The following is a 10,495-nucleotide window of genomic DNA, read 5'->3' on the forward strand; positions in this document are numbered from 1 at the left end:
TTCTCACCCCGCGTGCTGCATCTGATCCTTCAGCCGCAGCTTCTCCCGTTTCAGTCGGGCAAGCAGGCTTTCATCGGGATGCGGGCGATGGCTTTCGGTATGGATCTGCGCTTCGATCGAGGCATGGCGGGTTGAAAGGGCGGCGAGATGCGCGCTGGCCATCGTGAAAAGCCTTTCCTGTCTGTCGCCGGTCGATGCCGGGCCAAGAGTAAATCATGATGCCCGGCGCTTGTCAGCCCCCCGCCATCACGCCGAGCGCTGGGGGGTTGCAACCTTGCGCCGCACCACATCTGGACGCGCGTTGGCGTTGCGCCACGCCGCGCGTGCGATAGTCTGCGCCACCGAGTCGCGGCAGGGACAGAAGATGGACGATGATGAAATCCGCGAACGGCTGAACCGGCTGCGCGAAGAACACCGCGACCTCGACATGGCGATCGGCGCGCTCTCCGGCGTCACCGGCACCGACCAGCTGCAACTCGCCCGCCTGAAGAAACGCAAGCTCCGCCTGCGCGACGAAATCGCTTTCCTCGAAGACCAGCTCATCCCCGACATCATCGCTTGATTGTGTCTCAGCGCGGCGCCGGCTGGCACCCCGCGATCGCCCCCACCGGCAGCACCAGCGCATCGCCGCTCGCCGGCTGCAACCGCAGCGATCCCGCGTTGGCCACCGCGCCATCCGCCAGCCCGGCGCGCGTCTCCAGCGCCAGGTCCAGCACCACGGTCACCGCCGCGTCACCATAGCTTGCCCGCGGCACGAAGCCCGACACCTGCTCCCCGTCCGATGACAGTCGCGGCAACACCCGTCGCTTGCCGTCCAGCACCAGCGTCAGCCGCGCCGGCTCATCCTCCAGCAGCGCGATCCGCCGCACCGTCTCGCCCCGCGTCCAAATCGCCAGCAGGCAGCGCCCCGGCTCCAGCCGCATCGGCGGCACGTCGGACAGGGTCAGGGCGAGCAGCGCCAGGATCATCGCGGCACCCGCAGGGTCAGCTGCGCCTGCACGCTGTCCTCCCCCGCCCGCGCGATGGTGCCGGACACCGTCAGGATGCCCTGGTTCGCCAGTGTCGCCAGCAGCCCCAGCAGCACCCGCGGCCGCGCCGCCGCCACACCCAGGGTCGCACGGCCATCGGGCGTCACCAAAATCACCGCGTCGGGCAGCCCCGCCGCCGCCGCCGCTGCCCGGATCGCCGGTCCGGGCTCGGGCCACGCGGCGCGGGACAGCGCGCGAATCGCGGCGGCATCGCGCGTCGCCCGCGCTGCCCGCCAGCGCGCATCCCGCAACGCGTCCCCGCTCGCGGCCGGCGCCAGCGCCCTTACTGTCAGCACCGGGCCATCCAATGTCGCCGCATGGCCGCCCGCCCGCAACCGCCCGGGCAGTGCGGCAATCGCCGCCGCCGGGCCGCTCAGGCTGGCGATTACCGAGCCGTCGGGTGCCATCCCGAGGCTCGCCGCCCGCACGCGCCCCCCGTCCAGCGCCGCCACCAACGCCGCCAGCCGTGCCAGACCGCCCTGCCCCTCCAGCTCCATCCGCCGCGCGGCCAGCGCCCGTGCCGGGTCGCCCCCCTTCGCAACGCCGGGCGTCGCCGCCGCCGCGGCGGCCACCGCCTTGTCCAGCCGCTCCACCTCGGCGGCCGCCTGCCACCGGTGCAGCGCCGCGGGCACGACCGCCAGCAACAGGACCAGCAGCGACAGCACCCCCAGCCGCCGCTGCCAGCGCCGCTCCCGCCACCAGCGCAGGCGCCGGGCAAACCGCCCCTGCCGCAAATCCAGCGGCACGCCATCCTCCGGCAATGCCGGCGGCCATGGTTCCACCGCCGCCGAGCGCCCTTCCAGCATCATCCCGCCCAGCGACGGCTCCACCGACGCCGCGAATTCCGCCGCCCGCAGCAGCGTCAGGTCGGGCAGGTGCGCCACCGCGACATCCGCCGCAGCCGCCAGCAGCAGCGGCGCCGGCACGATCGACACCGGATCATGGGGCGCGAAACCCGCGACGATCGCCGCCATCGCTTCCGCCCGCGCCACCGCGATCCAGGCCTGTCCCTCGGCGTCGCGCGTGCCAGCGGCAACATGCAACCCTTCCGGCGCCTCCGCGCTCAGCGCCGCGCCGCGCTCCGCGATCTCCGCCCGCAGCCGGCGCGGCGCCGTCTCGAACAGCGCCACCCGGTGCAGCGCCAAAGCCGGCAGCGCGACCACCCCGACCGTCTCGGTCGCCCCCGGCGGGTCGTGCAGCACGCTCACCCCGCGCGGATCGAGCAACAGCCAGCGCCGCATCAGACGCTCCAGCTCAACGAAACCGTGCGCGCCGGCGTCACGCCCGAATCGAGCAGCGCCACCTGGCGCACCGTCTCGCCCCGCAGCCGCACCGTCACGTCCAGCCGGTACCAGCGCGTCACCAGCCCCGCCGCGCTCCCCGCCAGCCCGCCGGGCTGCATCCCGTTGGGCGTCGCCGCCTGCCAGAAGCTCACGATGCTGTCATAGCCCTGCGCCGGCCGCGCCGCCACCGCCCGCGCCGCGCCCTCGGCGGCAAAGCCATAGGCGACCAGCAGCGGCACCGCCTCCGGCACCAGCGTGTTGACGTTCAGCGCCGCCAGCTGCCGATCGGGCAGCGTGCACAGCATCGGCGCTAGCCGACCGTACAGCGCCGGCGTCACCCCCGCCACCGCGGCCCATTCGGACGGATCGGCGCGCAGCACCGTCCCGGAGGCCCAGGCCGCCGTCGCCGCCGCCAGCCGGCGCGCCTCGCCCTCCGCCACGCCGATCGCGCCCAGCAGCCGCGCGAACGCTGCCGCCTCCGGCCTGTCCGCGTCGCCAGCCAGGCTGTTCAGGTTGAAGCAGTTGCCGCCATCCCCCAGCTGCACGGTCATCCCGCCCTCGGGCAGCGCCATGGCGCGCGGCGCGAACAAACGACCCGGGCTGCGCCGCGTCGCCAATATCTGCGCGGCGAGCTGCTGCCGCGCCGCCAGCATGGCCGATTGCGCCAGCACCCGCGCCTGCCCGCGCGCCTCCGCCGCCACGCCGGCATCGGTCGCGGCGCGCAATTGTGAAAGCCCCAACGCCGCGAACCCCGCCAGCAGCGCCACCAGCCCCAGCACCGCGAACAGCGCCGCGCCCCGTTCGTCGGAACGCATCCTCACGGCGCCACCCCTCACAACCCGATCGCCAGGCGCATCACCACCGCGCGCCCTCCGTCCAGCAGCAGCGTCAGCTCCACCGCCCGCGGCAGCGCATCGGGTGTCTCCGCCTGCCACCCGTCCTGCCAACCCTTGTCTGTCGCCACCCGCGTCCGAACCCCGCGCACGGCATCCAGCACGATGCTGGCGCCGCCCGGTGCCGCCCCGTCCAGCCGCGGCCAGCCCTGCCGAACCAGCGCCCGGCCATTCCAGCCCCAGGCGATCCGCTGCATGCTGGGCGTCACCCCCGCCACCCCGCGCCGCGTCAGCACGAACCCGTTCGGCGTCAACACGAACGCCGGCACCACCGCGCCATTGTCCGCCAACACGGGGCGTTGCGCGGCCTGCGCCAGGTCCGCCGCCAGCAGCGCCCGCGTCCGCAACAGCTGCGTCGACCCCGCCATCGCCACGCCCGCCGCCGCCGTGCCGCGCGCCGACCCCAGCGTCAGCAGCGTCGCCACCCCGGCGATCAGCGAAAACAGCGCGAGCGCCACCAGCATCTCCACCAGCGTGAAACCGTTCGCCCGCATCAGCCGCGGGCCCTCAGCACGGTGCGCCGCGCCAGCGGCACACTCCCCGCCGCCACCACCACATCCGATCGCAGCAGGCCTGACGGCCCCGCCCCCGTCACCACCCGCCAGGCCAATGTCCGCCCCGCCTGCACCACGGTGCCGCGCATCTCCCCCACCGCCGGCGCCGTGCGCGCCAGCAGCAGGTCAGCGGCGCGATTGTCCGCCTCGATGCTCGCCAGCGCGGCATCGGCGATCCGGCTGCTGCCGCGCAGCTGCAAGGTCTGGAAATTTGCCAGCGCCAGCCCCACCACCGCCAGCAAGCTCAGCGCCACCAGCATCTCGACCAGCGTGAAGCCGTTCGCGCGCCTCATGTTGCCGGCTTCCAGTTGCCGATGTCCGCCGCCGTCTGCTCGCCGCCCTCGGCCCCGTCCGACCCCAGCGAGAACACATCGACCGGCCCATGAATGCCCGGTTGCCGATACTGGTAGGGCCGCTGCCACGGATCATCCGGCAGGGTCTTCAGCAACGCGCCCGACGCCGGCGTCGGTTTGGTCAGCGCCACCAACCCCTCCTCCATCGTCGGATAACGCCCCATGTCCAGCCGATAGAGTTCCAGCGCCTGCTCGATCGCCGCGACATCCGCCCGCGCCTTCGTCCCCGCCGCGCGATCCTGCATCGGCAGCACGTTCAGCACCACGATCGTGGTCAGCAGGCCGATGATCGCCAGCACCACCAGCAGCTCGGTCAGGGTAAACCCATTCGCCCGCCGATCCGCCGCCTCGCAAGGCGGAAACGGGCCAAGCCCCTCCCCCGCCTGCGGGGGAGGCGACTTGCGGCAAGCGAGCGGGAGGGGGTCTGCGCGCCCGAACCCCGGTACGGCCGTATCATCCAAACTTCTCACAAACGTGCTCCAGCCAGTTGGTTGAGTTGCAAGATCGGCAGCAGCACCGACAGGATGATCAGGCCGACCGCACCGCCCAGCAGCACGATCACCGCCGGCTCGATGAGCGCCAGCAGCGTCCGCGTGCGGTCACCGATCTCCCGGTCCAGCGTCGTCGCGGCGCTGTCCAGCAACGGCGCCAGCCGCCCCGCCGCCTCGCCCGATTGCGTCAGCGCCACCAGCAGGTCCGGCGCGCGCGGCAGCAGCACCAGTGTCGCGCTCAGGCTCGCCCCACCCCGAACCCGCGCCGCCATCTGCCGCGTCGCCTCCGCCCAGGCGCCGTTCTTCAGCGTCGGCACGATCAGCAGCAGTGCCTCCGCCAGCGGCAGCCCCGCGGCCACCATCGTCCCCAGCATCCGCGCCCAGCGCACCGCCTCCAACTCGGCCAGCCAGCCCCCCAGCAACGGCAGCCGCAGCAACAGCGCATCGCGCCGCCGCCGGGCCGCGTCGCTCCGCGCCACCAGCAGCAGCCCCAACATGCCGAGCAGTAGCATCAGCGCGAGCACCCACCCCCAGGCTCGGATGAAATCGGACAGCGCCAGCACCGCCCGCGTGATCGCCGGAAGCGTCGCGCCGCTCGCGGTCAGCTGCTCGGCAATCGCCGGCACCACGAACCACAGCATCGCCACCACCACCGCCACCGCCACCAGCAACAGCAGCGCCGGATAGGCCAGCGCCGCCAGCAGCTTGCCGCGCAACGCGATATCCGCCTCCAGCGTCTCGGCGAGCCGCGTCAGCAGCAGCGGCAGCCGCCCGGCATTCTCGCCCGCCGCCACCGTCGCGCGGATGTCCGCCGGAAAGCTCGCCGCCGGCAGCGCCGCGGACAATGCCGCCCCCGATTGCAGCCCGCGATGCGTCGCCGCCATCACCGCGCGCATCGCGGGCCTGCCCGGTTGCCGGACCAGCGTCGCCACCGCCTCGCTCACCGGCATCACCGCGGTCAGCGTCGCCAGCTTGCGGATGAACAGGGCGCGCGCCTTCGGCCGCAGCGCCGGCGCCGCCGCCAGAGGCCGGCGCAGGTCGTTGAGCGCGTTCACCCCGCCGCCTCCGCCATCAGCCGCAGCACCTCCTCGGGTGTCGTCACCCGCGCCAGCACCGCCGCCCGCGCGGCGTCATCCACGCTCGCCCCCGCGCCCAGCGCGCTTTCCGCCCCGCCGGCATGGATGCGATCCCGCACCGCCGCGTCCACCCGCAGCAACTCATACAGCCCGCTGCGCCCGACATAGCCGGTATGCCGGCACGCCTGGCACCCCGCCGGATGCGCGATAAGCGTCTCCGCCGCGATCCCCAGCCGCGCCGCCCAGGCCGCGCCCGCCGGCGCCACCTCGGCACAGGCGCACACCCGCCGCACCAGCCGCTGCGCCAGGCTGGCCCGCAAGCAGGCGGCGATCAGAAACGGTTCCACGCCGAAATCCCGCAGCCGCGTCACCGCCCCCGCCGCGCTGTTGGCGTGCACCGTGGACAGCACCAGATGCCCCGTCAGCGCCGCCTGCACCGCGATCTCCGCCGTCTCCCGGTCGCGGATTTCGCCCACCATCACCACGTCCGGATCCTGCCGCAGGATCGCCCGCAGCCCGGCCGCGAAGGTCAGCCCGACGCGCGGATCGATCTGCGTCTGCCCCACGCCATCCACCGCATATTCAACCGGGTCCTCCACCGTCATGATGTTGCGCGCGCCATCGTTCAGCAGCTTCAGCGCGGCATAGAGCGTCGTCGTCTTCCCCGCCCCCGTCGGCCCGGTCACCAGGATGATGCCGTTCGGGCTGCCCAGCGCCGCCCGCAACCCCGCCTCCGTCGCCGAATCCATCCCCAGATCGTCCAGCCGCAACGCCACCGCCGCCTGGTCCAGGATGCGCAGCACCACCCGTTCGCCGCCCCGCGCCGGCAGGGTGGAAACGCGCACGTCCAGGTTGCGGTTCGCCAGCGCCAGGCCGATGCGCCCGTCCTGCGGCAGCCGCCGTTCCGAAATGTCCAGCCGCGCCATCACCTTCACCCGGCTCACCAGCATCGGCGCGACATTCGCCTCCAGCCGCAGCAGCTCGCTCATCTGGCCATCGCGCCGCAGCCGGATCACGCAACTTGCCTCCCCCGGCTCGATATGGATGTCGCTGGCGCCCGCCTGCACCGCCTGCGTCACCAGCGCGTTGATCAGCCGGATCACCGGCGCGGCATCGTCCTGGTCCAGGAGGTCGCGCGATTCCAGCGCGAAGGCCGACAGCGGCGAGGCCGCCGCCGCGTCCGCCGCCGCGCTCAGCCCGTCGGTGGCATAGACCTCCCCCAACAGCCGGTCGAATGCCGCCGCCTCGTGCACCTCCGGCATCAGCGCCACGCCCGCCACCCGCCGCGCCTCCACCAGCGCCGCCGGCGCCGCCCCCCGCCGCACCGCCAGCTGGCCCTCCGGCAACAGCAGCACGCCGTTCGCCCGGGCAAAGGCATAGGGCAGCGTCACGGTCATTTCGGCGCCATCGCCGGCTCGGCGGGCGGCGTGGTCCGCAGATAGTCCCGCGCCAGCGCGTCCAGCCCGCTGAACCCCTCCCGCGCCACCTGCGCGTCGCGCACGCTGTCCCAGCGGTTCGCGGCCACGGCATCGGCGTCAGCACGACTGCGCACGATGGTGGGCCGGATGAACACCATCAGATTGGTCTTGGTCCGGCTGCGGCTGCGGCTCTTGAACAGCTCGCCCACCACCGGAATGTCGCCCAGCAGCGGCACGCGCTGGATGCTGCGCCGCTCATTGTCGTCCAGCAGGCCCCCCAGTGCCACGATCTGCCCGTCCTCCACCGTCACCGCGGTCTCGATCTCCCGCTTGTTCAGAATGAGGTCGGTGGAATTGCCGCTGACCGCGCCGCTGATCGAGCTGACGATCTGCTTGATGTCCAGCTTGATGATGCCGCCCTCGTTGATCTGCGGCCGCACCGCCAGCTGGATGCCCACATCCTGCCGGCTGACCGTGCGGAAGGCATTGGTCAGCGTCGTCCCCAGCGCCTCCCCCGTGGTGATCGGAATCTCCTGCCCCACCAGGATGCGCGCCGGCTGGTTGTCCAGCGTCATCACGCTCGGCGTCGACAGGATGTTCGATGCACCGTCGTTGCGCACCGCGTTGATGATGAAACCGAACACCGCCCCGCCGCCCAGATTGCCGGCAAAGCCCGCCGTCCCCCCGGTCGGCGCCGCCGGCCCCAGCAGGCTGTTCACCGCCGCGTTGCGGAACGCCTCGGCAATGGTCGGGCTTTGGATCGCCCCCTTCTCCGCCGCCACCGCCCCCGCCAGCGCCAGGATGTTCGGCGCCGCGTTGCTGTAATTGGCCGCGGCGAACGGCACATTGCTGCCGTTGGTGCCCGACAACAGGAACTGCACCCCCAGCTGCCGGGCCGCGGTGTCGCTGATCTCCACGATGATCGCCTCGACCTGCACCTGCGGACGCACCACGTCCAGCTGCCGCACCACTTCGCCCAGCTGCCGCTGGATATCCGTCGGCGCGCTGATCACCAGCGCATTCGCACCTTCAAAGCGCGTCACCGTGGCGCGGCGACCCTCCGGCCCGGCCGCCACCCCCACGGCGCTTGCCGGCAGGGTTTGCGGCGTCGCAAAGCTCGCCATCGCCGCGGCGTTCGCCATGCCGCCACCGCCATTGCCCCCGCTGTTGCCGCCCGCATTGCCGCTGCCGCCTGATGCCGCTGCGCTGCTCGCCACCGGCGTCGGCGTCTGGCCAATCAGCGTCTGCAACACCGGCAGCACCATCGCCGCATCGGCATGCTTCAGGAACAGCACCCGCACATCGCTGCCACTCGCCGCCCGCCGGTCCAGCTCGCCTACCATCGCGGCATAGCGCGCCACCGCGCCCGCCTCGCCGCGCAGGGCAATCGCATTGCTCGCGTCGATCGCCGCCACCGTCACCGGCGGCCGCCCGCCCTCGCCGGCCCCCACCAGCGTGGTCAGCGACGCCGCCAGGTCGCGCGCCCCGGAATGGGTCAGCGGCACCACCCGCATCGTCGCCCGGTCGCGGTCGATCGCCGCCAACGCGCTGCGCGCCCGCGCCACATTGTCGGCGAAATCCACGATGATCAGCGCATTGCCGCCCCGGTTGGCGCTCACCGCCCCGCCGCGCGACAGCAGCGGCCGCACCGATTCTGCTGCCGAGGCCGCATCGATACTGGCCAGCGGCACCACGCTCGTCACGAACCGGTTGCCCCCCGCCTGCGCGCTCGCGGCCCCCGCCTCCGCCGGCTGCACCCGATATTGCCCGCCCCCCAGCGGCACCGCGACAAAACCATTGGCCCGCAGCGTCGCCAGGAACAGCTCGAAATAGGCCGCGCGCGACAGCGGCTTGTCGGTCACCACCGAAACCTTGCCCTGCACCCGGCTGTCGATGACGAAGCTGGTCCCCGTCGCCTTCGACACATCGTCGATGAAGGCCCGGATGTCGGCGTCGCGCAGGTTGACCAGGTTCTGCGCCGCCACCGGCGCGGCGAGCAGCGCCACGGCGGCGAATGAGGTAAGGAAAGCGCGCATCATTGTCCTTTTTGCGTATCGTCGCCGATTACCGCCGGCGGCTGAACCATGGCGTCGGCGGGCACGCCGGCCTGGGCAGGCGCGGCCGGTTGCGCCACCGGCACCGTCGCGGCGGGTTCCGCAACGCCTTCCCCGGCATCCAGCCACAGCGCTTCGCGCACGCCGCCATTTTCCAGCACCACATGGTCGGCGCGCACCGCCACCAGGGTCGCCCCGGCGATGCTGTCACCCACCGCATAGCTCGCCTGCACGCCGTCCGAGCCGGCGATGATCGCGCTGCCGCGCCCGCTCGCGCTGTCCGCGCGCAGGCCGTGCAGGCTCAGGGTCAGGCTGGTGACCGGCAGGTCGGCGCCGTCGCTGGCGCTGAAAAAGGGATCGACCCGGCCCAATAGGGACAGGTCGGTGGCCGGCGGCGGCGCGGGCAGCGGCGCCGGCGGCCCGGGAAAGGCCAGCAGCATGACCGCGCGCCCCGCCAGCAACAGCGCCAGCAGGACCAGCGCCGCCAGCAGCAGATGGCCGCCATGCCAGCGCGACGGCAGGAACGAAGACGTGATCGGCGTCATGGCAGCCTTTCCCCCATCCGCCCCATTCACCCCTCCACCAACACCTTAGCGATCCACAGCGGAAACGCCACCGCTGCCAGCAGGGCGCCCAGCGGCAATCGCATGTCGCGCGCCACCGGCCGGCCCCGCCACAGGCGAAACCCCACCGACAGCAGCCCCAGCAGCGCCGCACTTAACATTAACGGCGGTAAAGCCGCGGCATTTAGCCAGGCGCCAAGCCCCGCGAACAATTTCACATCGCCCTGCCCCAGCCCCTCCACCCCGCGCCACCGCCGCCAGGCGAACGCCACCAGCCACAGGCTGCCACCCCCCAGCACCGCCCCCAGCGCCCGGTCCTGCCAGTCGCCAAGACCCAACAGCAGCCCCAGCCCCAGCAGCGGCCAGGTCAGCGCATCGGGCAACCAGTAATGCTCCGCATCCAGCGCGCCGAGCGTCAGCAGCATCCAGCCGAACAGTGCGCCCGCCGCCCCCCCGATGCCGGGCGCCACCCCCATCGCCAGCGCACCGATGCCCGCCGCCGCCAGCTCGATCGCCGGATGCCGCCAGTCGATCCGCCCCCCGCATGCCCGGCACCGCCCCCGCAACAGCGCGAACGACAGCAGCGGAATCAGATCGACCGGCCGCAGCAGCCGGCCGCAGCCATCGCACGCCGACCGTCCGCCCAACCCGCGCCCCTCAGGCCAGCGCAACACCAGCGTCGCCAGGAAACTGCCGACGATCAGCCCCGAAAGGCCCCCCAGACCCGCCCACAGGCTCCATTCGCTCATCATCCGCCTCTACGGCTGCTCCGCCGACAGGGA

General features: G+C 72.8%; 13 protein-coding genes. 1 reads left to right on the forward strand and 12 read right to left on the reverse strand.

Annotated features, from left to right (window positions below):
* Positions 1–3: 3 nt before the first annotated feature.
* Positions 4–162 carry a YdcH family protein gene (locus tag H3309_RS09995; protein WP_182294583.1) on the reverse strand — a complete coding sequence of 53 codons (159 nt, stop codon included), beginning with the start codon at positions 160–162 and terminating at the stop codon, positions 4–6.
* Positions 163–364: 202 nt separating this feature from the next.
* Between H3309_RS09995 and H3309_RS10000 the strand changes: the two genes are divergently transcribed.
* Positions 365–562, forward strand: coding sequence for a YdcH family protein (locus H3309_RS10000; RefSeq protein ID WP_182298654.1), 198 nt, complete (start codon positions 365–367; stop codon positions 560–562).
* A gap of 7 nt (positions 563–569) precedes the next feature.
* Here the strand turns inward: H3309_RS10000 and H3309_RS10005 are convergent, their stop codons facing one another.
* Genes H3309_RS10005 through H3309_RS10055 form a run of 11 tightly spaced genes read right to left on the reverse strand, consistent with a single transcriptional unit; the run spans position 570 to position 10,465 of the window.
* Positions 570–968: a hypothetical protein gene (locus H3309_RS10005; protein WP_182294584.1), complete on the reverse strand. Its 399-nt coding sequence runs from the start codon at positions 966–968 to the stop codon at positions 570–572.
* Positions 965–2,269, reverse strand: a complete 1,305-nt coding sequence (locus H3309_RS10010) for a hypothetical protein (protein WP_182294585.1) — start codon at positions 2,267–2,269, stop codon at positions 965–967. Before H3309_RS10010 ends, H3309_RS10005 begins: the two co-directional genes overlap by 4 nt.
* Positions 2,269–3,126, reverse strand: a complete 858-nt coding sequence (gene gspK, locus H3309_RS10015; protein ID WP_243453923.1) for a type II secretion system minor pseudopilin GspK — start codon at positions 3,124–3,126, stop codon at positions 2,269–2,271. The genes H3309_RS10010 and gspK overlap by 1 nt, the downstream gene beginning before the upstream one ends.
* 17 nt (positions 3,127–3,143) lie before the next feature.
* Complete coding sequence (locus H3309_RS10020; protein ID WP_182294587.1) at positions 3,144–3,698, reverse strand: type II secretion system protein GspJ; 555 nt, start codon at positions 3,696–3,698, stop codon at positions 3,144–3,146.
* A complete protein-coding gene (gene gspI / locus H3309_RS10025; protein ID WP_182294588.1) occupies positions 3,698–4,051 on the reverse strand; it encodes a type II secretion system minor pseudopilin GspI in 354 nt (117 codons plus the stop codon). Before gspI ends, H3309_RS10020 begins: the two co-directional genes overlap by 1 nt.
* Positions 4,048–4,581: a type II secretion system major pseudopilin GspG gene (gene gspG / locus H3309_RS10030; protein WP_398398029.1), complete on the reverse strand. Its 534-nt coding sequence runs from the start codon at positions 4,579–4,581 to the stop codon at positions 4,048–4,050. The genes gspI and gspG overlap by 4 nt, the downstream gene beginning before the upstream one ends.
* Positions 4,578–5,657: a type II secretion system F family protein gene (locus tag H3309_RS10035; RefSeq protein WP_182294589.1), complete on the reverse strand. Its 1,080-nt coding sequence runs from the start codon at positions 5,655–5,657 to the stop codon at positions 4,578–4,580. Before H3309_RS10035 ends, gspG begins: the two co-directional genes overlap by 4 nt.
* Entirely contained in the window at positions 5,654–7,075 is a 1,422-nt protein-coding gene (locus tag H3309_RS10040) for a GspE/PulE family protein (RefSeq protein ID WP_182294590.1), read from the reverse strand. Before H3309_RS10040 ends, H3309_RS10035 begins: the two co-directional genes overlap by 4 nt.
* Positions 7,072–9,135: a type II secretion system secretin GspD gene (gspD, locus tag H3309_RS10045; RefSeq protein ID WP_182294591.1), complete on the reverse strand. Its 2,064-nt coding sequence runs from the start codon at positions 9,133–9,135 to the stop codon at positions 7,072–7,074. The genes H3309_RS10040 and gspD overlap by 4 nt, the downstream gene beginning before the upstream one ends.
* Positions 9,132–9,695: a type II secretion system protein N gene (locus tag H3309_RS10050; RefSeq protein WP_182294592.1), complete on the reverse strand. Its 564-nt coding sequence runs from the start codon at positions 9,693–9,695 to the stop codon at positions 9,132–9,134. Before H3309_RS10050 ends, gspD begins: the two co-directional genes overlap by 4 nt.
* Before the next feature lie 26 nt (positions 9,696–9,721).
* Entirely contained in the window at positions 9,722–10,465 is a 744-nt protein-coding gene (locus H3309_RS10055; protein ID WP_317983317.1) for a prepilin peptidase, read from the reverse strand.
* Positions 10,466–10,495: the final 30 nt, after the last annotated feature.

Source organism: Sandaracinobacteroides saxicola (genome assembly GCF_014117445.1).
GTDB classification, from domain to species: domain Bacteria; phylum Pseudomonadota; class Alphaproteobacteria; order Sphingomonadales; family Sphingomonadaceae; genus Sandaracinobacteroides_A; species Sandaracinobacteroides_A saxicola.

Coding starts and splice junctions, on each gene's coding strand:
- H3309_RS10010 (WP_182294585.1), bottom strand. CDS start 2,269: ATGCGGCGCTGGCTGTTGCTCGATCCGCGCGGGGTGAGCGTGCTGCAC.
- H3309_RS10055 (WP_317983317.1), bottom strand. CDS start 10,465: ATGATGAGCGAATGGAGCCTGTGGGCGGGTCTGGGGGGCCTTTCGGGG.
- H3309_RS10000 (WP_182298654.1), top strand. CDS start 365: ATGGACGATGATGAAATCCGCGAACGGCTGAACCGGCTGCGCGAAGAA.
- gspK (WP_243453923.1), bottom strand. CDS start 3,126: ATGCGTTCCGACGAACGGGGCGCGGCGCTGTTCGCGGTGCTGGGGCTG.
- H3309_RS09995 (WP_182294583.1), bottom strand. CDS start 162: ATGGCCAGCGCGCATCTCGCCGCCCTTTCAACCCGCCATGCCTCGATC.
- H3309_RS10005 (WP_182294584.1), bottom strand. CDS start 968: ATGATCCTGGCGCTGCTCGCCCTGACCCTGTCCGACGTGCCGCCGATG.
- gspI (WP_182294588.1), bottom strand. CDS start 4,051: ATGAGGCGCGCGAACGGCTTCACGCTGGTCGAGATGCTGGTGGCGCTG.
- H3309_RS10040 (WP_182294590.1), bottom strand. CDS start 7,075: ATGACCGTGACGCTGCCCTATGCCTTTGCCCGGGCGAACGGCGTGCTG.
- H3309_RS10020 (WP_182294587.1), bottom strand. CDS start 3,698: ATGCGGGCGAACGGTTTCACGCTGGTGGAGATGCTGGTGGCGCTCGCG.
- H3309_RS10050 (WP_182294592.1), bottom strand. CDS start 9,695: ATGACGCCGATCACGTCTTCGTTCCTGCCGTCGCGCTGGCATGGCGGC.
- gspD (WP_182294591.1), bottom strand. CDS start 9,135: ATGATGCGCGCTTTCCTTACCTCATTCGCCGCCGTGGCGCTGCTCGCC.